This window comes from Paraburkholderia ginsengisoli NBRC 100965 (assembly GCF_000739735.1).
Lineage (GTDB): Bacteria > Pseudomonadota > Gammaproteobacteria > Burkholderiales > Burkholderiaceae > Paraburkholderia > Paraburkholderia ginsengisoli.
Genome location: NZ_BBJF01000020.1, coordinates 23,118 through 44,419, shown reverse-complemented (window position 1 = coordinate 44,419; position 21,302 = coordinate 23,118). Strand labels below are relative to the sequence as shown.

Annotated in this window: 23 protein-coding genes; 6 read left to right on the top strand and 17 right to left on the bottom strand. The window is 65.7% G+C overall.

Going from position 1 to position 21,302, the window contains the following annotated elements:
* Positions 1–10: 10 nt before the first annotated feature.
* The 10 genes from BGI01S_RS24465 to BGI01S_RS24420 all read right to left on the bottom strand — a co-directional run bounded on the left by BGI01S_RS24465 (position 11) and on the right by BGI01S_RS24420 (position 8,839).
* Entirely contained in the window at positions 11–280 is a 270-nt protein-coding gene (locus BGI01S_RS24465) for a DUF493 family protein (protein WP_042328693.1), read from the bottom strand.
* Positions 252–1,217, bottom strand: coding sequence for a D-amino acid aminotransferase (locus BGI01S_RS24460; RefSeq protein ID WP_042328692.1), 966 nt, complete (start codon positions 1,215–1,217; stop codon positions 252–254). The genes BGI01S_RS24465 and BGI01S_RS24460 overlap by 29 nt, the downstream gene beginning before the upstream one ends.
* A gap of 13 nt (positions 1,218–1,230) precedes the next feature.
* Positions 1,231–2,460, bottom strand: coding sequence for a D-alanyl-D-alanine carboxypeptidase family protein (locus BGI01S_RS24455; RefSeq protein ID WP_042328779.1), 1,230 nt, complete (start codon positions 2,458–2,460; stop codon positions 1,231–1,233).
* Between the two features lie 317 nt (positions 2,461–2,777).
* Complete coding sequence (locus BGI01S_RS24450) at positions 2,778–3,422, bottom strand: alpha/beta hydrolase (RefSeq protein WP_042328690.1); 645 nt, start codon at positions 3,420–3,422, stop codon at positions 2,778–2,780.
* A gap of 8 nt (positions 3,423–3,430) precedes the next feature.
* Positions 3,431–3,754: a (2Fe-2S) ferredoxin domain-containing protein gene (locus BGI01S_RS24445; protein ID WP_042328689.1), complete on the bottom strand. Its 324-nt coding sequence runs from the start codon at positions 3,752–3,754 to the stop codon at positions 3,431–3,433.
* Between the two features lie 251 nt (positions 3,755–4,005).
* A complete protein-coding gene (locus tag BGI01S_RS24440) occupies positions 4,006–5,163 on the bottom strand; it encodes a VanZ family protein (protein ID WP_042328687.1) in 1,158 nt (385 codons plus the stop codon).
* A 31-nt stretch (positions 5,164–5,194) separates the two neighbouring features.
* Positions 5,195–5,821: an ABC-type transport auxiliary lipoprotein family protein gene (locus tag BGI01S_RS24435; protein ID WP_042328685.1), complete on the bottom strand. Its 627-nt coding sequence runs from the start codon at positions 5,819–5,821 to the stop codon at positions 5,195–5,197.
* A gap of 30 nt (positions 5,822–5,851) precedes the next feature.
* Positions 5,852–6,814, bottom strand: a complete 963-nt coding sequence (locus BGI01S_RS24430; protein ID WP_042328683.1) for an MlaD family protein — start codon at positions 6,812–6,814, stop codon at positions 5,852–5,854.
* 16 nt (positions 6,815–6,830) lie between these two features.
* On the bottom strand, positions 6,831–7,709 hold the full coding sequence (locus BGI01S_RS24425; protein ID WP_042328681.1) for an ABC transporter ATP-binding protein: 879 nt from the start codon (positions 7,707–7,709) through the stop codon (positions 6,831–6,833).
* A complete protein-coding gene (locus BGI01S_RS24420; RefSeq protein ID WP_042328679.1) occupies positions 7,706–8,839 on the bottom strand; it encodes an MlaE family ABC transporter permease in 1,134 nt (377 codons plus the stop codon). The genes BGI01S_RS24425 and BGI01S_RS24420 overlap by 4 nt, the downstream gene beginning before the upstream one ends.
* 106 nt (positions 8,840–8,945) lie before the next feature.
* On the opposite strand from BGI01S_RS24420, the gene BGI01S_RS24415 reads away from it, so the two are divergent.
* The 3 genes from BGI01S_RS24415 to BGI01S_RS24405 are packed head-to-tail and all read left to right on the top strand — an operon-like array spanning position 8,946 to position 10,993.
* Positions 8,946–9,863 (top strand): biotin--[acetyl-CoA-carboxylase] ligase, encoded by a 918-nt coding sequence (locus tag BGI01S_RS24415; protein ID WP_042328677.1) that lies wholly within the window; start codon positions 8,946–8,948, stop codon positions 9,861–9,863.
* The gene (locus BGI01S_RS24410; RefSeq protein WP_042328675.1) at positions 9,860–10,699 is read left to right on the top strand and encodes a type III pantothenate kinase; all 840 of its coding nucleotides are present in this window, start codon (positions 9,860–9,862) and stop codon (positions 10,697–10,699) included. Before BGI01S_RS24415 ends, BGI01S_RS24410 begins: the two co-directional genes overlap by 4 nt.
* Before the next feature lie 54 nt (positions 10,700–10,753).
* Positions 10,754–10,993, top strand: coding sequence for a hypothetical protein (locus BGI01S_RS24405; RefSeq protein WP_042328673.1), 240 nt, complete (start codon positions 10,754–10,756; stop codon positions 10,991–10,993).
* Between the two features lie 132 nt (positions 10,994–11,125).
* Here the strand turns inward: BGI01S_RS24405 and rfaE2 are convergent, their stop codons facing one another.
* The 7 genes from rfaE2 to BGI01S_RS24375 form a co-directional block, all read right to left on the bottom strand.
* The gene (gene rfaE2 / locus BGI01S_RS24400; RefSeq protein WP_042328671.1) at positions 11,126–11,608 is read right to left on the bottom strand and encodes a D-glycero-beta-D-manno-heptose 1-phosphate adenylyltransferase; all 483 of its coding nucleotides are present in this window, start codon (positions 11,606–11,608) and stop codon (positions 11,126–11,128) included.
* A 172-nt stretch (positions 11,609–11,780) separates the two neighbouring features.
* On the bottom strand, positions 11,781–12,653 hold the full coding sequence (locus BGI01S_RS24395; RefSeq protein ID WP_042328669.1) for a ferritin family protein: 873 nt from the start codon (positions 12,651–12,653) through the stop codon (positions 11,781–11,783).
* A gap of 43 nt (positions 12,654–12,696) precedes the next feature.
* Positions 12,697–13,152, bottom strand: a complete 456-nt coding sequence (locus tag BGI01S_RS30865; RefSeq protein WP_217997661.1) for a hypothetical protein — start codon at positions 13,150–13,152, stop codon at positions 12,697–12,699.
* Positions 13,153–13,227: 75 nt separating this feature from the next.
* On the bottom strand, positions 13,228–14,004 hold the full coding sequence (locus BGI01S_RS24390) for a PhaM family polyhydroxyalkanoate granule multifunctional regulatory protein (RefSeq protein WP_042328668.1): 777 nt from the start codon (positions 14,002–14,004) through the stop codon (positions 13,228–13,230).
* Between the two features lie 82 nt (positions 14,005–14,086).
* Entirely contained in the window at positions 14,087–14,995 is a 909-nt protein-coding gene (locus BGI01S_RS24385) for an enoyl-CoA hydratase/isomerase family protein (RefSeq protein WP_042328667.1), read from the bottom strand.
* A 78-nt stretch (positions 14,996–15,073) separates the two neighbouring features.
* Positions 15,074–16,339 carry an ABC transporter substrate-binding protein gene (locus BGI01S_RS24380; RefSeq protein WP_042328665.1) on the bottom strand — a complete coding sequence of 422 codons (1,266 nt, stop codon included), beginning with the start codon at positions 16,337–16,339 and terminating at the stop codon, positions 15,074–15,076.
* 256 nt (positions 16,340–16,595) lie between these two features.
* Positions 16,596–17,579: a fumarylacetoacetate hydrolase family protein gene (locus BGI01S_RS24375; RefSeq protein WP_042328664.1), complete on the bottom strand. Its 984-nt coding sequence runs from the start codon at positions 17,577–17,579 to the stop codon at positions 16,596–16,598.
* A 262-nt stretch (positions 17,580–17,841) separates the two neighbouring features.
* Here BGI01S_RS24375 and BGI01S_RS24370 point away from each other — a divergent pair, with 262 nt between their 5' ends.
* The 3 genes from BGI01S_RS24370 (at position 17,842) to BGI01S_RS24360 (ending at position 21,298) form a co-directional block, all read left to right on the top strand.
* Positions 17,842–18,738 carry an IclR family transcriptional regulator gene (locus BGI01S_RS24370; RefSeq protein WP_042328663.1) on the top strand — a complete coding sequence of 299 codons (897 nt, stop codon included), beginning with the start codon at positions 17,842–17,844 and terminating at the stop codon, positions 18,736–18,738.
* Positions 18,739–18,958: 220 nt separating this feature from the next.
* Positions 18,959–20,323: a DUF3108 domain-containing protein gene (locus tag BGI01S_RS24365; protein ID WP_042328662.1), complete on the top strand. Its 1,365-nt coding sequence runs from the start codon at positions 18,959–18,961 to the stop codon at positions 20,321–20,323.
* A gap of 186 nt (positions 20,324–20,509) precedes the next feature.
* The gene (locus BGI01S_RS24360) at positions 20,510–21,298 is read left to right on the top strand and encodes an alpha/beta fold hydrolase (protein ID WP_042328661.1); all 789 of its coding nucleotides are present in this window, start codon (positions 20,510–20,512) and stop codon (positions 21,296–21,298) included.
* The last annotated feature ends 4 nt before the right edge of the window (positions 21,299–21,302 follow it).

Genomic DNA, 21,302 nt, shown 5'->3' with positions numbered 1-21,302 from the left:
GCGTGGTGCGTCAGAGCACCACTTTGACCATCGGATGGCCGGTCAGCGCGAGATAGATGCTATCGAGATGCTCGCGGCTGGTGGCGCGCACCGTGACCGTCAGCCCCGTGTAGTTGCCGCCGCTGGACGGCCGCGTTTCGACGCGCGACGCGTCGACTTCGTTGTCGAACTGGCGGACTACCGTGACGATGGTTTCGGCGAACTCCGGATGCGATTTGCCCATGATCTTGATCGGGAAATCGCAGGGGAAATCAAACAGTGAGTCGTTCGCGGGATTCATTCTCTACTCCTTGCTGCGCGTGTTGCGCCACTTGCGCTTCCTTGTCCTTGGCGCGCTGGTATGCCGCGTACAGCGCCGCAAACACCGCGCCCGGCTTGCCGTCGCCGACCGGCTGGCCGTCGAGCAGCGTGACTGGCAGCACCTCCTTGGTCGCCGAACTGACGATGATCTCGTCGGCCGCGCGCAGCTCGGCTTCGCTGATCTCACGCGCTTCGAAGCGAATGCCGCACCCGGCCGTCAACTCTTCGATCAGACCGTAGCGAATCCCTTCGAGGATCTTGTGGCTGCGCGGCGGCGCCGACAACACGCCGTCCTTCACCATCCACACGTTCGACGACGACCCTTCGGTCAACATGCCGTCGCGAAACTGGATCGTCTCGAACGCGTCGTTTTCCGCCGCGAATTGCGCCATCAGCACATTGCCGAGCAACGACACCGACTTGATGTCGCAATTGAGCCAGCGACGGTCCTCGGCGCTCACGCAACGCACGCCTTGCGCGCGCTGCGCGGCGTCCGGCAGATGCAACGGCGTGACCATCACGAAAACGGTCGGCCGAATGCCGGCCGGGAACGCATGACCGCGCTTCGCGACGCCGCGCGTTACCTGAATATAGGCAATCGCGTCCTGATCGGCAGGCAAACCGCCGTCGGCTTCGTTGGCCGCGACTACGCGGTCGATCAGTTCACGCCAGCCGGCGTCGTCGAACGGATTGGCGATGCCGATCTTGCCGACCGAGCGGGCGAGCCGCGCCAGATGCTGCGGGAAGCGGAACGCGGTGCGGCCGCTCTCACGCGCATACAGCGGCGCGACTTCGTAAATACCGTCGCCGAAAATAAAGCCGCGGTCGAGAACCGGCACGCGCGCTTCGGACAACGGCACCAGCTCGCCATTCAGATAAACGATCGGATCCAGCGAAACAGCGCAAACATCGGTCATTGCGGTCGGGCTCTTATTTCTTCTTGTTGAACATCAGCATCAGCGAATCCCACACGCGGCCCACCACGCCGGCTTGCGGCACGGCCTGCAACGCGACCACCGGGAATTGCGCGAGCACCTTGCCGTCGGCCATCAGCTTTGCGGTGCCGACCTGCTGACCGTTCGCGATCGGCGCGATCAGCGTGTCGTTAAGCTCGATCTGCGGCTTCGCCTTGTCGGCCGCGCCCTTCGGCAGCGTGATGTACTGATCGCTCTTCACGCCGACCTGCACGCTGTCCTGCGCACCCTTGTACACGCGCGGCGTAGCCACAACCTGGTTCGCCTTGTACAGACGCGTCGTGTCATACGCGGTGTAGCCGTAATTCAGCATCTTCAGGCTGTCCTGCACGCGGTCGTGTTCCTTGGTCTCGCCCATCATCACCGAGACGAGACGGCGCGACGCATCGGTCGCGCCCGGCAGCGGACGCTTCGCGCTCGCGATCAGGCAGTAGCCCGCCGCTTGCGTGTGACCGGTCTTCAGGCCGTCGACGGTCGGATCGATCCACAGCAGGCGGTTGCGGTTCGGCTGCTTGATCTTGTTGTACGTGAAGTCCTTGACCGAGAAGATGTTGTAGTAGTCGGGGAAGTCGCGGATCAGACGCGCCGACAGCACCGCGAGGTCGCCCGCAGTGGTGTAGTGCTGCGGGTCGGGCATGCCGTTCACGTCGGCGAAATGGGTGTGCGTCATGCCGAGCTTTTGCGCTTCGGTGTTCATCATGTTGACGAACTGCGCTTCGCTGCCGCCGACCAGTTCGGCCAGCGCAATCGCCGCGTCGTTACCCGACTGGATGATCATGCCGTACACCAGATCGTGCACGGTGACCGGCTTGTTCGCTTCGATGAACATGCGCGATTCGTCGGTGCGCACGCGGCGCACCGCTTCGCTCGGCATCACGGTCTGGTCCATCGTGATCTTCTTCGTCTGCAGTGCTTCGAAGACGAGGTACGCGGTCATCAGCTTGGTGAGCGATGCCGGTTCCACGCGCTCGTCGGCATTGCCGGAGGCGAGCACCTGGTTGCTGGTGGCGTCGACGAGGACCCACGAGCGCGCGTTCACCGCCGGCGGCGGCACTTGCGCGAACGCGGTGCCGGCGACGAGGGTCGCCGGCAATACGATGCCGAGGGTGACGGCGCGGCTAAGCTTGACGGGAACGAAAGAAGCAACTGACGGGAAAGACGTGCGGCCGGTGGTGGAGAAACGCATAGGGTCGATTCGTGCGGAAAATACATCGCGCGCAGGGCGCATAGTTTGGAAGAGCCGGTCGGCGGGCGTCTGGCCGTAAAACGGCGCGGCGCCCATTGGACTTCCGGCGACGCGATCGGTTCGCGCAGCGCGCCCGCACCGGCACCGCTGCGCGCGAAAATGACGCTCCGCGACGCGCGAACTGCCGGATGGACGGCGCTGCGCCCAAAAAAGAGCGCTCATTATACGCGCGCAATCCGGTCAACTTTGCGCAACGCGCGGCGATCACGCTACGTTTTCGCGCACCTGTACCCCGGAAAACGCACCGCGCGTGCAATTCAGCGCCAGGCGTCGACGATGATCCGCTTCAACACATGCAGCTTGCGATGCAGGAAATGCTCCGCTCCCGGAATCACGACCACCGGCAATTCCTGCGGACGCGCCCAGTCGTAAACGGATTGAATGGGAACGGTCTCGTCGGTCTCGCCGTGAATCACGAGCGTGTTTTCCGGCACAGGTGCGACGTCCCAACGGCTTGCCGCGGTGCCGACCAGCACCATTCGCTCGATCTCCTGACCTTCTTCGCGGAGCTTCGCGGCCACATGCGACAGCACGAACGTGCCGAACGAAAAGCCCGCGAGCACGAGCGGCAAGTCGCGCTGCCCGGCTTCGGCGCGCATGTGGTCGAGCACGGCACGCAGATCGTCGCGCTCGCCGATGCCCGCATCGTGTTCGCCCTGCGTCTCGCCTACGCCACGAAAATTCGAGCGATACGTTACGTAGTTCAACTGCACGAGCGTGCGCGCGAGCGTCTGCGCGACCTTGTTGTCCATCGTGCCGCCAAAGAGCGGATGCGGATGCGCGACCAGCGCGATGCCGCGCGGCGCGGCGCCGTTCTCGCGCATCTCGTCGGGCAGATCCAGCGCGACCTCGATCTTGCCGACCGGGCCGTCGATCAGATACTTCTTCGTGTGTACGTTCATGGCAATGCTTATTGATCGATTTTCAGACGCTCGACGACCTTGCCGTTAAGCAGGTGCGAGTCGACGATCTCGTCGATGTCGCTCTCGTCGACGTACGTGTACCAGACACCTTCCGGATACACGACCAACGCCGGGCCGAGCTCGCAGCGATCGAGGCAGCCGGCCTTGTTGATACGCACCTGGCCGGGGCCGGCGAGGCCGAGTTTCTTCACGCGCTTTTTCGCGTACTCCTGCATCTCCTGCGCGTTGCAGTTCGCGCAACTCGGTCGCTCGGCGCCGGGGTCGCGCTGATTGAGGCAGAAGAAGACGTGGTACTTGTAGAAGGAGTCCATGATGTCCGGGGGAGACTGTGAGGGAGGGCCAGGGCGCTGTCGGCGCGCTTCGTGTGCGGACGATTATAGCGAGCGGGGCTTGGAGCCGTCGGCGCGGGTCTGGGGTGAAGTGCGAGCCGGGTGTGGTTGCTGACTGCCCTCTGCGTGCGCTCACGTAAGTTATGCGAGTGTCCGCAGGCCCCGTGTGCATCAAGCGCCTCTCTCGCCGGCCTCTTTCCTGCACCTCCCCTTGCGCCAACCTCACCTGCCCCTCACGCCCGCGTCGTCCGCCGCTTGAGCCACACCTGTTCGACGGCAAACGCCAGCCACACCAGCGCCGCATACGGCCAGATCCACGCGAGCCAATGCGCCAGCCCGTTGAAGTGCAGATAACGCCCTTGCCGCCAGTCGGCCAGGACGACATCGAAATACGGATTCACCGGCAGCAGATTGACGAACACCAGCGCGATCGCCAGCGCCACACCCGCCATCGCCGCGCGCGAGCGCCGCCGCAAACGCAGCGCGAGCAACGCCGCAGCGGTGCCGAACACGAGCCCCGCTAGCGCGCCGGGCGTCGCCCAGTCGAACGCAAGGCCCGACTGCGACTGCAAAAACGTCGCGCCCGCCTTCACGCACAAGGTCATGACGATGAACAGCAGCAGTAGACGCACACGCGGCGCATGACGGCGCACCGGCAGCGAAGCCAGCGCGAGCGCGGCGAACAGGTTCAGCGTGGTGATCGCGGCTTCCCACACGTCGTCCGGCAGCCACGCGGCGGCCAATGCCGGCCATGCGCCGACGTGCCAACCCGGCGGCGTCCACGCGAGCAGCGCATCCTGCGTCGTCGAATCGAAGCGCAGCCAGAGCGCGCGCGGCCAGTTGCCGAGGCCGAACAGGCGAGGCGCCGGGTACATCGTTGCAAACGGCCACGCGGCGACCAGGCACGCGAGCGCCGCGCGATCGCGCTCGAACCACAGCAGCCGCACCCGCCGCAGCAGGCCGCGATCGAGCAGCGCGCCGGTCGCGGGCGACATCATCGCCGCGCCGAGCAACGCGCCGAGTGCGTTGGCGGCCAGATCGAGGTTGGACGCGACGCGCGTCGGCAGATAGGTTTGCACCGCCTCCATCGCGCCCGACAGCAGCCCGCCTAGCACGAACGCCAGCGCGACCGCGAGCGGCCCTCGCCAGCGCGGATATACCGCGAGCACCACCAGCGCGCCGAACGGCATATAGCCGAGCACGTTGGTGACGACGTCGAACGCCGTCAGGTACTGCGGCATGGGATCGAACAGGTAGGCAAACGGCGCGAGGCCGAGCGAGCGCCAGCCTGAAAACGGATACCACGAACCGTAGACGATCAGCGCGGCGTACAGCACCAGCGCTTGCCGGGCCAGCACCGACGGGCGGCGCAGCCAGGGTCGATGGCTCATGCAGCGCTCCGTTGCGTGCGCTGCGGGCCCGTCATTGCGACGCGACCAGCGCCTGCGCGCCGAGCCATGCGGCGATCTGCGCGACCAGATCGTCGCTGGCCGTGGCGAGCGCGCGCGCGCCGCCGGCGGCGTCCGCGGAACTGGCCGGCGCACTCGCGACGAACGTGCGCTGGCCGATCACCTTGCCGCTCTTCGTGAGCGTGGCGCGCGCGGTGATCGCCGCATGGCTTTCCGTCTGGCTGTCGAAAACCTGCTCGAACTGGCTCAGGTCGACCTTCAGCACCGGCGCGGCGACACCGTCGGCGCCCGTGAGCACGGTGCCGCTCGAACTGAGCGCGCCGCGCAGACGCTGGGTCAGCAGTTGCGAAGGCATCATGGTCCAGTGGCTGTTCGCGTACGACGCGATCTGCTGCGCGTCGGCATAGCTGAGGCGGTACAGCAGCCGGTTGGATTCGAGCCCCTCGGGCGCGTTCACATCGAGCACCTTCACGGGCGGTAACGTGGCCGCCGACGCCGCCGCAACCGGCGGCCCGAAGTCGTAGCGAACGTCCGACCGTGCCGCCGGTGCGCTCATGCAGCCCGCGGCCAGCACGCCGAACGCGAACAGCACCGTCAGCGCGGCGCTCGAGGACAACAATCGGTGAATCGGACGTGACATGACAGAGTTCCTTTCTTCAAACCTGCGGATTCATCGGGCGGTGCGGGCGGCGGGCCAGCTGAAACCGGACTCGCCGGGTCCGGGCGCCGCGGGCGGCGCGCCGAACAGCACACTGCGCGGACTGGTGCTGAACGTGTCCGCCGCGCGATCCACCGAGCGCGCCGCGGACCGCACGTCGTCGGCGAGCGAACTGACGCGCGGCAGCGTGTCGTAGCCGACGCGCGACGACAGCTCCTGCAACGTGCCGTTCATCGACGTCAGCGCGTCGCCCGCCTGTTGCGCCGCCGTGCCGACCTTGTTGAGGTTCATTTCGAACGGACCGTTCGGGCGGTTCAGGTTGCTGACCAGTTGATTGGTCGACGCCAGCGTGCGGTCCAACTGGTCGATCGTCCCGGGCAACTTGCCGGTGACCGGCGCGATCTGCTGGGTCAGCGTCGCGATGCCGTCGGCGGCCTTCTGGATGCTGGCCGCCGTGCCGTGCAACTGGTCGGCCATTTCCGGCGACAGGATGTTGTTCACGTCGTCCGCGACTTTTTCGAGCTTGCGCAGCAGGATGTCACCGCGTTGCTGCAATTGATCGAGCAGGCCGGGCCGCATCGGCAACTGCGCGACCGCGTGCACCGACGACGGCAGCGGCCGCGGATCGCGCCCGGTGTCATCGAGTTGAATGAAGGCGATGCCGGTCACGCCCTGAAAGCCGAGGCTGCCGAAAGTCGAATGGGTGATCGGCGCGCGCGTGTCGACGAGGATGCGCACCAGAATCTGCCCCGGATGGCTCGGATCGAATTTGATCGACTGGACCTTGCCGACGTCGAGCCCGCGATAGCGCACCGCGGCATCGGCAAACAGGCCCGTCACGTTGGTGCGCGCAATCAGGTCGTACGGCACGCGCACCGAACGGTCGACGTTGAACAGAAAGGCCGCCGCCGCGATAGCCAGCAGCAGGACGATCGTGAAGAGTCCGGCCCAGAAGGCGTGCGATTTGTTTTCCATTGTCAGGTTTCCTGGTTCACAGCGGCAATTCGGACGACGCCGACGCGAGTGCCGCGCGCGGCAGCTTCGCGCGGCGCTCCGGCGGCAGCGCCTGCAACGCGCGGCGCCCGCGCAGGCCGAGGAAATATTCGCGGATAAACGGATGGTCGACGCCCGCCGCCTCCTCGACCGGCGCGGCGACCAGCACCTTGCGATCCGCGAGCACCGCCACGCGAGTGGACAGCGCGATCATCGTGTCGAGGTCGTGCGTGACCATCACCACCGTCAAGCCCAGCGCGCGATGCAGCGCGGAGATCAGTTCGACGAATTCGTCGGACGCCTGAGGATCGAGCCCGGCGGTCGGTTCGTCGAGGAACAGCAGTTCGGGTTCGAGCGCGATCGCGCGCGCAATGCCGACCCGCTTGATCATCCCGCCCGACAGCGCCGACGGCATCTTCGACGCGTGCTTGCAAGGCAGCCCGACCATTTCGAGCTTGAGCATCACGATGTCGCGCAGCAGGTCCTCGGGCACCACGCCGAGTTCGCGCACCGGCTGCGCGATGTTGTCGAACACCGACAGCGACGAGAACAGCGCGCCGCGCTGGAACAGCATGCCGGAGCGGCTACGCATCAGCAGCGCGGTTTCCGGCGAGACGGTCGCGAGGTCCTCGCCGAACAGCTTGATGGTGCCGGACGACGGTCGCTCCAGACCGAGAATCTGCCGCACCAGCGTGGTCTTGCCCGAACCCGACCCGCCGACGATCGACACGATCTCGCCGCGCCGCACGTCCAGGTTCAGATGCTGGTGCACGATGTTGCGGCCGTAGCGCTTGGTGATGTCGATCACCTCGATCACCGGCTCGGCGATCGACGGCACGGGCTGGCCGCGCACGGCCTGGGTGAGTGGCGCGATCATCCGAGCCCCACGTTCTGAAAGAGGATCGCGAACACCGCGTCCGCGAGAATCACGATGGTGATCGAAGTCACCACCGAGGTCGTCGTGCCTTCGCCGAGACTCTGCGAATTGGCCTTGATACGGAAGCCGAAGTGACAGCCGACGATCGCGATCAGCATGCCGAACGCGACGCCTTTGCCGAGGCCGATCCACAGGTTCGCGATCGGCACCACACCCGGCAACGCACGCGCGAAGTAGCTCATGTCGATGCCGAGCACGACCTTGGCGGCGAGCGCGCCGCCGGTCAGCGCGATGATATTGGTCCACATCACGAGCAGCGGCATCGCCACGCCGAGCGCGATCACGCGCGGCAGGATCAGGCGCAGGCCGTGCGGAATGCCCATCACGCGCATCGCGTCGAGTTCCTCGGTCACGCGCATCACGCCGATCTGCGCGGTGATCGCCGAGCCCGAGCGACCCGCCACCAGAATCGCCGACAGCACCGGACCCAGTTCGCGGATCACCGCGAGCCCCAGAATATTGACGATGAACTGGTTCGCGCCGAAAAGCCGCAACTGTTGCGCCGACAGATAGCTGAGCACGATGCCGATCAGGAACGCGACGAGCGCGGTGATCGGCAGCGCGCGGGCGCCCGCGTTGTAGATGTTCGCCGAAATTTCGGTCCACGGCGTGATTTTTGGCTTGCGCACGATTGCCAGCAGATCGAGCACGACGCGCCCGAGCATGCTCACGCCGCCGTACAGATGCTCGAAGAACGAGAAGATCGCGAGACCGAGCCGCGTAAACGGGTCGAACTTGATCACCGGTTCGGCCTTCTCGCGCACCGTGTCGAGCAATGCAATGCGCTCGAAAATGTCGCGCTGCGTGTCGGTGAGCGTGGTGACGGCGGGCATCTTGTGGCCCCACACGCGCCACAGCGCCTGGCCACCGACGTGGTCCATCCTGTCGATGCGCGACAGGTCCCACTCGCCGATGCCTTCAGCGCCGGTCAGCGAGCGCAACAGAGGAATCACGTGACCGGTGGCGCGGTCGCGCGCGAGCGCGAGCGCCGTCCACTGGCCCGAGAGCCGGACGATCTTGCCTTGGCTGCCTGCCGCGACTTCAAGGCCGGGCGGAGTGTCGTAGTTCAAGGATCGCGAGAATCTGGTTATCGGATTAGGGGCCATTGTAGCGAAGGCGCGGCAGATGGGCCGTGCTCAAAACCCCATGGAGTTTCCTGTCGCTACAATATGCGGCATGAACGCTTCCAAGACCCCACCCCAAGCCGCCGGCGCGGCTGCAAACGGAACCGACTGGCGCATCGACCGTGAGCGCGCGGTCGCGCTGTTCGGCGCGCATGCGCATGACTGGCCGATCGAAATCGTCGAGGAAACCGGCTCGACCAACGCCGACCTGATGACCCGCGTCAAGGCGCTGCCGCGTAAAGCCGGCGCGCTGCCGCGGCCGATCGTGCGGGTCGCGTATCTGCAAACCGCCGGGCGCGGCCGCCGTGGTCGTCCGTGGTATGCGGAGCCCGGCAATGCGCTGCTGTTTTCGGTCGCGTGTGTGCTGCCGCGTCCGCTCGAAGGGCTAGCGGGCTTAAGCCTCGCGGTCGGCGTCGCACTGGTCGACGGGCTACGCTCGCTGCCGGTCGCCGGTCCCGGCCAGATCGCGCTGAAGTGGCCGAACGACGTGCTGCTCGAAGGCGACAAGCTGGCCGGCATCCTGATCGAAACCGCGTGGAGCACCGACGACGCCAGCGCCGTCGTGATCGGCATCGGCACCAATGTGAAGGGCGCCGACGAATTGGCGGCGCGAGTCGGCGCGCTCCATGCCGACGTGCCGCCGCAGGCGCGCGGCACGGTGCCGACCGCGCTGCAACGCGCGCTGCCCAACGCCAACCTCACCGACACGCTCGCCGCCGAGCTGAACGCGCTCGAACCGGCGCTGCAACGCTTCGGCGCCGAAGGCTTCGCGCCGTTCCAGGCGCGCTGGAACGCGGTGCATGCGTACGCGGGCCGTGAAGTCGTGCTGCTGGAACAAGGCGTGGAACAGACGCGCGGTGTGGCAGCGGGCGTCGACGAGCGCGGCCAGTTGCTGCTCGACACCGCCTCCGGCCGTCAGACCATCGCGACTGGCGACGTCTCGCTGCGTCTGGCCGACGGTGCTGCATGACGAGCGGCGCGCCTTATCTGCTGGTCGACGCGGGCAATAGCCGGATCAAGTGGGCATTGGTGCAGGCGGACGGCTCGCAGCTGGCGGCCGGCGCGCTGAATCATGCGACCGATGGTGCGCACGGCGCTGTCGATCAGCCCGACTGGTCCGGTTTGCCGGCGCCCGGGAGCGCGTGGTTATCCAATGTCGCCGGTGACGGTGTCGCCGCGCGGGTCGCGGCACTGCTCGACGCGCGCTGGCCGCAACTGCCACTCACGACGATCCGCGCCCGCGCGCAGCAGTGCGGCGTGACCAATCGCTACACCACGCCCGGCGCACTCGGTAGCGATCGCTGGGCCGGGATGATCGGCGCGCACGCGGCGTTTCCTGGCGAGCATCTGCTGCTCGCGACGTTCGGCACGGCGACCACGCTCGAAGCGTTGCGTGCGGACGGCTGTTTTGTCGGCGGTTTGATTGCGCCCGGCTGGACCCTGATGATGCGTTCGCTCGGCGAGCACACGGCGCAATTGCCGACGCTCGACGCCGCCGCCGCGCGCGGCCTGCTCGATACGGACAGCGCGCCGGAAACGGAAAAGGCTCGCCGCGGCCCATTCTTCGCGACGGACACGCCGCGTTCGCTGTCGGCCGGTTGCACGCTGGCGCAAGCCGGTTTGATCGAACGCGTGTGGCGTGACTTGCAGGACGAATGGCAGGTGCCGGTGCGGCTGGTGGTCAGCGGCGGCGCCGTGGATGAAGTAGCGAATGCGCTCAAAGTGCCGCATACTCGCCACGATTCGCTCGTGCTGTCCGGCCTCGCGCTGATTGCCGCCGAGTGCGCGGCGGAACCGGGCGTCTGACGCGCGGCGCTGCAAATAACAACGACTCAACCTATCTGCACGGGACCCTCCGCCATGCTTCGCTGGCCGATCGCCATCTTGCTTCTTGCCAATATTCTGGCATTCGTCGCGGTGCGCGGCGTATTCGGCCCGGCGCCCACGGCCGGCGGCCGCGAGCCTAATCATCTGAATCGCGAGATTCATCCGGACTGGCTGAAAGTGCGGCCGGTCACGGCTGCCGAAGCCGCCGATCAGCCGGTGGTCGGCGGTCCGGCGCCGGCGGCGCCGATTGCGGCATCGGCGTTGCCGCAGTAAGTGGCGTCAGTTGGAGGCGCGGCAAGCGCGCATTCACGCACAGCTTCGCGCCATTTGGGCAAATACGACCGATGTGGCCGCGTTACGTCCCGCCCTCACCCGCAACCGCAACCGCAACAGTAGCAACCGCACTTAGCCCTGCGTGCGAACTTTCTTCAGCAATGCGGTGGTCGAGCGATCGTGCTCGAAAGGAATCGCCAGCGCCTTGCCGCCCCACCCGCGCACGATCGCCGATTCGGGCAACGCATCCATATCGTAGTCGCCGCCTTTGACGAGCACGTCCGGTCGAACCGCCGTAATCAGCTCGACCGGCGTCTTCTCGCCGAAGCACACCACGTAGTCGACGCTCTCCAGCGCCGCCAGCAGCGCCATGCGGTCGGCTTCGTTGTTGATCGGGCGGTCATCGCCCTTGCCGAGCAGGCGCACCGACGCATCGCTATTCACACCGACGATCAGACACGCGCCCAACGCCTTCGCATCGGCGAGATAGGTCACGTGGCCGCGATGCAGGATGTCGAACACCCCGTTGGTGAATACGACCGGCGCACTCAACGAGGGGCGCAGCTTCACCAGTGCGTCGCGCGTCAGAATCTTGCGTTCGAAAATAGCAGCCATGAAAAAGTCGGAAAGAGAAAAATGCCGTCACGATACACGGTGCGCGTGCTGAAGCAAAACGGCCCGGCAAGCTCACGCGTGCCGGGCCGTTCCTGAAACCAATCGAACCTGTCCGCGGCACGGGCGCCGAAGCGCGCCTGGATCCGCGAACTTTGCTCACATACTCATCGCATCAAGCCGGTTGTTCAGCGGACTTCTGGTCCGCCTGCAAACGCGCCACCACTTCCTTGCGATAGCGGTTCAGTTCCTGCGCCGTATTGAACGTGCGCTCGAACAGAATCGACAGGTTGTGCAGAATGCGCTCGACCACCTTCTTTTCCCAGCCGTCGTCGAAACGGATCTGCTCGTCGAGCCAGCGCTCCAGCCATTCCGGATCCGGCAGACGCGATTGAATCGTGTCGCGCGGGAACAGCGCCTGATTGACGTGCAGATTGGTGGGATGCAGCGGCTTTTCCGTGCGGCGCGCCGACGCCATCAGCACACCGATCTTCGCAAATGCCGCACGCGCGATGTCGCCAGTTTGCGCCATCGCCTTCTTCATGTAGCGCAGATACGCGCCGCCATGACGCGCTTCGTCGCGCGAAATAGTTTCGTAGATCTGCTTGATGACCGGCTCGGTGTGCCATTCGGCAGCGCGGCGATACCAGTGATTCAAACGGATTTCGCCGCAAAAGTGCAGCATCAGCGTTTCGAGCGGCGGCGCCGGATCGAATTCGAAGCGCACCGCGTGCAGTTCCTCTTCGGTCGGGCACATTTCCGGCTTGAAGCGGCGCAGATATTCCATCAGCACCAGCGAGTGCTTCTGTTCTTCGAAGAACCACACGCTCATGAACGCGGAGAAATCGCTGTCGTGATGGTTGTCACGCAGAAACATTTCCGTGGCGGGCAACGCCGACCATTCGGTGATCGCGTTCATCTTGATCGTCGCGGCCTGCTCGTCGGTCAGGAGCGATGCATCGAACTTGTCCCAGGGAATGTCTTTCTCCATGTCCCATCGAACGGATTCGAGCGATTTATAAAGTTCCGGATAAAGCATGGTGTTCATAGTCCCACCCCTGTTCTGCGCATACTGTCTATGTCTGTAACTACTACGTGTAGCACTTTTGCTCACGACGAACGAATTTGCACCGTTTGTCGGCCAAGCATTCAATTTTACGCGGTAATCGACTGCCCAGATCACCGGGCAGCAAAGAAGTGCGGGCGTTTTGCGCCAGCGCTGCCACCAACTTACGCGCTGTGCGGCCAACCGTGGGTGAGGGATACCCTGTGCCTGAGGTCGAGCCAGTATGCGATGAATCCGCACCGTCCAGCCCTGTACCGGTTATACCGGCGGCGAATGACGCGAGGGCGGCTGGATTGGTTCTTTTCAACGCACGCCCAAAAGCCAAAATGAAGCTTACACAATGATAGCACGCGCACTTTACCGATTTACCATCGGTAAAAGACGCAATTCCGGTGCCTGATTGACCTCTGGCAACAAAGCGCGCGATCCGCGCAGTGTGACCGGCAGCCAGCGGCAAAACCATGACAGGCGGCGAATTCATCTATCGGGTCGTGCCGGTCCGTGAGGCATTGATCCGGCGGCGCACCGCATGCGCCGCCGTCTTTCGTTCCTGCCTTTAAATTGACTTTTTCGCCGTCGAACCGCTCGCGCGTTTTGCGGACGTCGACGCCCGCTTTGCCGCCGGCCGCTTCGTCGCGGGACTGGCGGTTGGCTTTGACGCGGCGGCATGACCCGTTGCTCCGCCCGCCGCCGATGCCTTCATCGTCTCCTGCGCGGAGTCGGTCGCCGCTTCGCCCCCTGCGGCGGCCGGTTGCGTCATCGCGAACTGGGCGATCTGGTTGAACTGCGATTGCAGCAGATTCCACCAGGCTGACGCGTCGAACGGCGGCGTCGCGGGCGTGTCTTCTTCGGCGTTGTCCGCGGAAGCCGCGTTCTCCGAAGGCGCGGCGCTTTGCGCAGCCGGCGCGGGCGTGGGCGCGGCCGGATGCGGCCAGCCGCTCGCCGGCGCGGGACTCGGCGCTGCGGACGCCGTCGGCTGAGCCATCGACGACTGCGCGAACGCGCCGAACGCGCGCAGTGTCGCGAGCGTCGCGCGCTGCACTTCGAGCGCCTGAATCGCGGACTGCAGCATGCTCAGATTCAGCTTCAGCCATTGCTCGACCGCGCGCATGTCGGTGATGCGCTTGTCGAGTTCTTCGACGTTGGTGAGCGGCGCCATCATGTCGGACATCATCGACAGCGACGGCCCGAGGGCGCCGCCCGCTTGCGCGCCGGGCAGCGCGGAGCCGAACGGCGAGAGCCGCATCATGCCCCACATGCGTTCGAGCATTTCAGCGGGCGGAAAACCAGGAAAGCCGGGAAAGGGCGGCGTGGAATCGGTCGTATCGGTCATGCTTGTCGCCTCGATGCATTGGAGGAAGGAGGAGCGCCGTCCCGCGCGCGTCTGATTCGATCATACCGTGCGCGGCACGCGGTCAGGACCGCTCGTCGCCCGCCGCGCGATCGTCCGACGGCGGCTGCGGCTGGCCGCGCCACGGGTCGCTGGCGCCGAAATCGGGCGCCCGCCGCTCACGCAGCGAGTTCACGCCTTCGCGCACGTCCGGCCCGGCAAAGCCCATGAATTCCAGCGCGAGCGAGGTATCGAACGCGGGCCCCGCCGAGCGCAGCCAGTTGTTCAACGCGTACTTGGTCCAGCGGATTGCCGTCTGCGAGCCGTTCGCGAGTTTCTGCGCGACTTCGAATGCCTTGGGCAGCAGCTCGGGCTCATCGACGGCGAGCGATACGAGGCCGATGCGCTCCGCCTCTTCGCCGCTCACCGGCTCGCACAGCATCAGGTAGTACTTGGCCTTGGCCATCCCGCACAGAAGCGGCCACACGATCGCCGCGTGATCGCCGGCGGCGACGCCGAGGCGCGTATGGCCGTCGATGATGCGCGCCGTCTTCGTCGCGATCGAGATATCGGCGAGCAGTCCCGCGACGAGTCCCGCGCCGACCGCTGGACCGTGCATCGCCGAAACGATCGGTTTGCTGCAATTGATCACGTTGTAGACGAGGTCGCGCGCCTCGCGCCAGACCCGCGCGCGCACGTCGAAATCGGTCGCCATGTCTTCGACCAGTTGCAGGTCGCCGCCGGCCGAAAAGCCCTTGCCCTCGCCGCGAATGATCGCGACGCGCGTGTCGGGATCGCGGTCGATGTCGCGCCAGATTTCGGCGAGTTCGAAGTGCATCCGCGCGTTGGCGGTGGCGAGTGCGCTTCGGTTCGCGCCCTCGCCGCTCATCACGACTTCGAGCACGCCGTGCGGATGGCGATGCAACTGCAGCGATTGGTAGTGCGCGTAATACGCGTCGTTGCTGTGTTCGTTACTGCCTGGTGCGTGAGACATGATGAGCAATCCGTATATCGCTGTGTCTGTTGAACCGGGGCCGCGTGAATGGCCAATGCGGCGGCATGCGCCGCACACTCAACGCGGCTGATAAACCCACTTCGCGTTCCTGATTTCGACCATCACGCGCGCCCGTTGATCGAGCCCGAGGTGATCGGTGGCGCTCATGTTGACTACGCCGTTGGTGTCCGCGAGACCGTGCGTCGCTTCGAGCGCATCACGCAGCGCGCGGCGAAATTCCGGCGTGCCCGGCGCGCCCGCCTTCAGCGCGATCGGCACCGCGTGGTCGAGCAAGGTGCCCGCGTCCGCCGTGTACGAGCCGAATGCCGACACGCTGCCCGCTCCGCGCAACGCCTCGAAGCGCGCGATGTAGTCGAGCGCGAGGCGTTTGGCCGGATGGTCCGCCGGCAGTTGCGCGGCGACCAGCACCGGACTCGCGGGCAGGAAAGTGCCGTTGCAATCGGCGCCGCACACGCGCAGGAAATCGTTATTGCCGACCCCGTGATTGTGATAGATCAGCCCTTTGTAGCCGCGTTCCCGGAGCGTCTTCGGCGGCAACGCGGCGGGCGTGCCGGCCGCGCCGACCACCACCGCATCGGGATGGGTCGCGAGGATCTTGAGGACCTGGCCGGTCACGCTCGGATCGGTGCGATTGAAGCGCTCGCTCGCCACCATGTTGATGTGATGCAGCTGCGCGAACTTCGCGACTTCGGCGTAAAAGGTCTCGCCGAGCGCGTCCGCCTGGCCGATGAACGCGATGCTTTTGACGCCATGCGTGCTCGCGTGCTCGGCGATGGCCGACGCCATCATCGCGTCGGTCTGCGGGGTCTTGAAGACCCAGTGGCGTTTCGCATCGACGGGCTCGATGATTTTCGCCGACGACGCCAGCGAGATCATCGGCGTTTCGCCAGCGGCGACCACGTCGATCATCGCTAGCGAGTTCGGCGTGATCGACGAACCGATGATCGCGTCGACGCGATTCTCGGAGATCAGCTTCTTGGTGTCCTGCACCGCCTGGGTGGTGTCGGATGCGTCGTCGAGCACGATGTATTCGACTGTCTGGCCGCCGATCTGTTTGGGCAGCAGCGCGACCGTGTCGCGCGCGGGAATGCCGAGCGACGCGGCGGGGCCGGTCAGCGACAACACGAGGCCGATCTTGACCTGCGCGAGCGCCAGCGTGGGCATTGCGCCGGCGAGTGCCGCGCATAACGCGGCGGCGCGGCGCGCGAACCGGTTGCGCGCGTGGCTCGCGCCCACACCGGCAGTCACGTTCGACGCGCGAGCGCGCCGGCTTCCACGCTCAATTCCAGATTCAAGGGATTCGAATCGCTCCAATCGCGGCATGCTGTCTCCTCATGTCGGTTTTTCGTTTTGATGTGCTGCCGATGCGCTGCTTATGCGCCGCCGAGCGGGCTTCCGCGCAGCGTTTCTCACAAGACTTCCGATGAACCCACGGCCCGCCACCCCGGGCAGGCCCTCGCGCCAGTCAGTGTAGCCGCGCGTCGTGGCGGCGGCATCGGGCGAAACCCTTTCGTCCGTGCAAGGTTGGCGCGAACGCGGCCCTGGGTGACATACCGCGCTCTGCGAGACATAACCGGCTTCAATCCAGCGGCGCGATGCCCTGATCGATCGAACCGAAAATCGACTTGCCCGCTTCGTCGAACATTTCGATCTTCACCGTATCGCCGAACTTCATGAACTCGGTTTGCGGCGCGCCGTTCTCGATGGTTTCGAGGCAGCGCTTCTCGGCGATACAGCAGTAGCCGCGCTTCGCGTCCTTGTTCGACACCGTGCCCGATCCCACGATCGCCCCGGCGCGCAGGTTGCGCGTCTTCGCCGCATGCGCGATCAGTTGACCGAAGTGAAACACCATGTCGGTGCCGGCGTCCGGCTGGCCGACTTTCTTGCCGTTCCAGTGGACGATCATCGGCCGATGCACGCGGCCTTCGCGCCAGTGTTCGCCGAGTTCGTCGGGCGTGACCGCGACCGGCGCGAACGACGTGGCCGGCTTGCTCTGGAAAAAGCCGAAGCCCTTCGCGAGTTCGGCGGGGATCAGGTTGCGCAGCGACACATCGTTGACGAGCGTGATCAGGCGCACGCTTCTGAGGGCCTGGTCGGGCGTGACGCCCATCGGCACGTCGGCGGTGATGACTGCAACCTCTGCTTCGAAGTCGATGCCGAATGCTTCCGACGCGCACACCACGTCGTCTTTGGGGCCGATGAAGTCGTCGCTGCCGCCCTGGTACATCAGCGGATCGGTCCAGAACTCTGGCGGCATGTCCGCGCCGCGCGCGCGTCGCACCAGTTCGACATGGTTGACGTACGACGAGCCGTCGGCCCATTGAAACGCGCGCGGCAGCGGCGCCATGCACTCCCTCGCGTCGAAGGAGAAGGTGTTGCGCGCGCGGCCCTGATTGAGCGCGTCGTACAACTCGTGCAGTTGCGGCGCGTAGAAGGACCAGTCGTCGAGCACGCGCTGCATGGTGGGCGCGATCGCGTCGGCGATCGCCGCAGTGTGCAGGTCGCGGGACACGACGATCAGTTGGCCGTCGCGCGTGCCGTCCTTCAGCGTGGCAAGTTTCATAGAGGAGTGAACCGTGTTAGTGACGATGGAGGGAATCTATTCTACGATGGTGAATCGGCGTGTCCCAAGTGGACGGGGTTGTCCGGGTCGCGGTGGGTTGCGGGTTGCGGGTTGCTGATTGCCGGTTGCCTCGCACGAGCCGGGGCTGAGAATAAGCGCGATCACCGGCCTCGCCACCTGACGCCTCTCCCAGTCCATTGCTACACCTGCCGCCGCTCATTTCTTTTCATCATCTTTTGAACGCGCTCGATGCGCCCCGCTCATGTCTCCAACTACCCGCTCCGGCGCGATCCGCACCGACAACGCCTCGGCTGAACCACTCGACGTCCCCGATGCCGACGACGAAGGCAGCGAGGGTGGCGAGGAGAAACTGCGCTCGGGCATCCAGTCGATCGAAGTCGGCTTTCGCCTGCTCGACGTGCTGACCCAGGAACCGCGCGCGATGATGCTGCGCGATCTCGCGCAGCGCGCCGGCATGAGTCCGGCGAAAGCGCATCGTTACCTGGTGAGTTTTCTGCGTCTCGGCGTCGTCGCACAGGATCCGCTGTCGGGCCGTTACGAGCTTGGCGGCTTCGCGTTGCAGCTTGGGCTCGCGCGGCTTGCGCGCGTCGACGGCGTGAAGCTCGCGCGGATCGCGCTGGCCGAATTGCGCGACCGGCTCGATCTCACGGTGGGCATCGCGGTGTGGGGCAATCAGGGGCCGACCATGGTTCACTGGATGGAGTCGAGCCATCCGGCCAAAGCCTCGCTGAAACTCGGCGACGTGATGCCGCTGCTCAGTTCCGCCACCGGCCTGCTGTTCGCCGCCTATCTGCCCGCGAGCAAAACCGCCGCGATGCTCGAACGCGAACTCGCCGACTCGCATCGCTCGTCGTACAGGAGCGGCCCGCGCACGCGCGACGAAGTCGACGCGGTGCTGGCCGAGGTGCGAAAGCACGAAGCGGCGCGCGTGGAAGGCATGTTGCTGCCGACCATCCACGCGTTCTGCATGCCGGTGTTCGACTCGACCGGCGAACTCGCGCTCGGCCTCGTCACGCTCGGTCAGGAAGGCGTGTTCGATATCCGCTGGGGCGGCGAAATCGATACGGCACTGCGCGAATGCGCGCAAAAGCTCTCGTACGAGCTGGGGTATAGTGCCGCGCCACGTGACGAAAACTGAAGCGCCGGTGCGCGATTGTGAGCGTCGGCGTTTGAGTTTGACGTCGGCGCCGACGGCGCTACGTGCGGTTCGTTAAACACGTCCGGCTCGTGCATGTTTTCGTCATCGGGGAACATCGCGCGCGTCGATGCGGTCGAATTCGTTCGCCGCTTGTCATACGCGCACGAGATAGCGCCCTCACCCACCCCGACGCTTTCCGCCCACACACATTCGATCGCCGATGGCCACAGCTCCCGCCACACGCCGCGCCAGTCGCCTGCTGCCCAACGGGCCGCGCGGCGGCTCGCGCGCATGGCGTTGGCTTGCGGTGCTCGTCGCGGTGGCCGTGTTGCACTGGATCGCCGCGCAGTGGTTCGAGCGCAACCGCGCGACGCTGAATCCCACCGATCACGAGCGTGTGCCGGTGCAGGTCGCATTGCTGACGCCTGAGCGCGTCGAACGTCAACCCACGGCCGCGGCGTCACCCGCGCCTGCGCCGGCTCCCGCCGCGCACAAGCCCGCCGCGAGTCCGCCGCGCGAGCACGTGTTGACTGCATTGCAACCGGCCACGCAAGCCCCGCCGCCCGCTGCGGCTGCGTCGGACGTCACAGCGAGCGCGCCCGCCGCTGCGGCCAATCCCAATGCCAACGCCGATGCCAGCGCGAGCCCCGCCGGCACGGCCAGCGCACCCGCTGCCGCGAGCGCGCCGCAAGCCGCGCCCGGCGTGAAGTTCTCAGTCCCACCCTCCGCCGAACTGCAGTACGACACGTTCTACAACGGCGTGCGCAACCAGCCCGGCACGATCCATTGGACCAGCAACGCGCAAGGCTACGAGATGATCGTTTCCGTGCCGCTGCCGTTCGTCGGCCCATTCGTCTATTCGAGCCATGGCCGCATCGATGCGTTTGGTCTCGCGCCCGATCAGTACAGCGAAAAGCGCGGGCGTCGGGCGGAGGACATCGCGATCTTCAATCGCACCGACAAGAAGATCGGCTTCACGCGCACGCCGGCCACCTTGCCGCTGCCCGACGGCGCGCAGGACCGTTTCAGCATGGTGATGCAGCTTGCGAGCCTCGTGCGCGGCGACCCGTCCGCGTATAAGCCCGGCGTGACGCGGCAGTTTTTCGTCGTCGATAACGACAGCGGCGAGAACTGGCCAGTCGAAACGATCGGCGATGAAACGATCCGCACGACCGAGGGCTACCTCGATACGCGCCATTTCAAACGCTTGCCGCGCCATGACGGCGACCTTCGACGTATCGACGTGTGGCTCGCGCCGTCGCTCGGCTGGCTGCCCGCGCGGATCGTTCAAACGGAACCGAACGGCACGCAATTCGAACTGGTGTGGCGCGGCAAGCTCTCGCTCGATGACGCGGGTTCGACAGGCGGCGACGGCAATGACGGCAGCGCCGCTGCCACGCCTTCGCCTTCGCCTTCGCCTTCGCCTTCGCCTTCGCCTTCGCCTTCGCCTTCGCCTTCGCCTTCGCCTTCGCCTTCGCCTGACAATTCGACCACTGCCGCGCCCGCGGACGCATCGGCACTTACACCCGCACCCGCGCCCGCCTCGCACGTCGATTCGACCGCTCCCGGTATCGTCAAACCCTGACATCCCCACCATCAGAGCAGGGTCTCCAGTAAATCGCCGAACTTCCGCGACAACGCCGACTCGCACAACTTGCTGCAACCGTTCGCGCGTGCGCTGCGTATATAGACGAGCCTCGTCACTGAGGCAAGGGGCAAACAGCGCGCACGCAAATGGATCCTTCCACTGCGTTCCCTTCAAGGAGCCCGCATGCAAGTGAACATTAACGGCATCGAAACGCGCTACGTGCTGAGCAACGAGGGCGGCGGCCCGTGGCTGACGTTCATCCATCAACTCGGCGGCGATCTGTCCGTGTGGGACCAGCTTGCCGGCTATTTCCGCGATGACTACACCGTGCTGCGTTACGACGTGCGCGGCCACGGCAAGACGTCGGTATCCGACAGGCCATTCAGCGTCAACGATCTTTCAGACGATCTCGCCGCGTTGCTCGACGCACTCGGCGCGCCCACGACGCATCTGGTCGGCATGTCGATGGGCGGCATGATTGCGCAGCAATTCGCGCTGGACCACCCTGCGCGCGTCGACACGTTGACCCTTGCCGACAGCACCGGCGGCACGCCGCCCGAGGGGCGCGCGGTGTGGGAGCAACGCGCGCACACCGCACGCAGCGACGGCCTCGCGGCCCTCGTGCCCACCACTTTGAACCGTTGGCTCACGCCCGACTTCCAAGCCGCTCATCCGGAAGCGGTCGAACAGATTCGCGAGGTGCTCGCACATACGTTGCCAGAAGGCTACGCCGTGGCATGCGAAGCGCTGCGCGATTTCGATGTACGCAGTAAGCTGGGAGACATCCGTTGTCCAACCTTGACCGTGGCGGGCCGCCACGATGCGGGCACGCCACCTGCTACAACGCGTGCAGTAGCAGACGCCATCGAAGGCGCACAGTTCGAACTCCTCGACGCCGCTCATCTCGCGCCCATCGAGCAATCTCACCGTTTTGCTGCACTGCTTGAAACGTTTCTTGAAAGGCCGGTCTAACCGG

Coding starts and splice junctions, on each gene's coding strand:
- BGI01S_RS24445 (WP_042328689.1), bottom strand. CDS start 3,754: ATGGACTCCTTCTACAAGTACCACGTCTTCTTCTGCCTCAATCAGCGC.
- BGI01S_RS30865 (WP_217997661.1), bottom strand. CDS start 13,152: ATGAATTCGCCGCCTGTCATGGTTTTGCCGCTGGCTGCCGGTCACACT.
- BGI01S_RS24390 (WP_042328668.1), bottom strand. CDS start 14,004: ATGACCGATACGACCGATTCCACGCCGCCCTTTCCCGGCTTTCCTGGT.
- BGI01S_RS24375 (WP_042328664.1), bottom strand. CDS start 17,579: ATGAAACTTGCCACGCTGAAGGACGGCACGCGCGACGGCCAACTGATC.
- BGI01S_RS24415 (WP_042328677.1), top strand. CDS start 8,946: ATGAACGCTTCCAAGACCCCACCCCAAGCCGCCGGCGCGGCTGCAAAC.
- BGI01S_RS24385 (WP_042328667.1), bottom strand. CDS start 14,995: ATGTCTCACGCACCAGGCAGTAACGAACACAGCAACGACGCGTATTAC.
- BGI01S_RS24365 (WP_042328662.1), top strand. CDS start 18,959: ATGGCCACAGCTCCCGCCACACGCCGCGCCAGTCGCCTGCTGCCCAAC.
- BGI01S_RS24435 (WP_042328685.1), bottom strand. CDS start 5,821: ATGTCACGTCCGATTCACCGATTGTTGTCCTCGAGCGCCGCGCTGACG.
- BGI01S_RS24425 (WP_042328681.1), bottom strand. CDS start 7,709: ATGATCGCGCCACTCACCCAGGCCGTGCGCGGCCAGCCCGTGCCGTCG.
- BGI01S_RS24440 (WP_042328687.1), bottom strand. CDS start 5,163: ATGAGCCATCGACCCTGGCTGCGCCGCCCGTCGGTGCTGGCCCGGCAA.
- BGI01S_RS24450 (WP_042328690.1), bottom strand. CDS start 3,422: ATGAACGTACACACGAAGAAGTATCTGATCGACGGCCCGGTCGGCAAG.
- BGI01S_RS24405 (WP_042328673.1), top strand. CDS start 10,754: ATGCTTCGCTGGCCGATCGCCATCTTGCTTCTTGCCAATATTCTGGCA.
- BGI01S_RS24370 (WP_042328663.1), top strand. CDS start 17,842: ATGTCTCCAACTACCCGCTCCGGCGCGATCCGCACCGACAACGCCTCG.
- BGI01S_RS24360 (WP_042328661.1), top strand. CDS start 20,510: ATGCAAGTGAACATTAACGGCATCGAAACGCGCTACGTGCTGAGCAAC.
- BGI01S_RS24455 (WP_042328779.1), bottom strand. CDS start 2,460: ATGCGTTTCTCCACCACCGGCCGCACGTCTTTCCCGTCAGTTGCTTCT.
- BGI01S_RS24410 (WP_042328675.1), top strand. CDS start 9,860: ATGACGAGCGGCGCGCCTTATCTGCTGGTCGACGCGGGCAATAGCCGG.
- BGI01S_RS24395 (WP_042328669.1), bottom strand. CDS start 12,653: ATGAACACCATGCTTTATCCGGAACTTTATAAATCGCTCGAATCCGTT.
- BGI01S_RS24460 (WP_042328692.1), bottom strand. CDS start 1,217: ATGACCGATGTTTGCGCTGTTTCGCTGGATCCGATCGTTTATCTGAAT.
- BGI01S_RS24465 (WP_042328693.1), bottom strand. CDS start 280: ATGAATCCCGCGAACGACTCACTGTTTGATTTCCCCTGCGATTTCCCG.
- BGI01S_RS24380 (WP_042328665.1), bottom strand. CDS start 16,339: ATGCCGCGATTGGAGCGATTCGAATCCCTTGAATCTGGAATTGAGCGT.
- rfaE2 (WP_042328671.1), bottom strand. CDS start 11,608: ATGGCTGCTATTTTCGAACGCAAGATTCTGACGCGCGACGCACTGGTG.
- BGI01S_RS24430 (WP_042328683.1), bottom strand. CDS start 6,814: ATGGAAAACAAATCGCACGCCTTCTGGGCCGGACTCTTCACGATCGTC.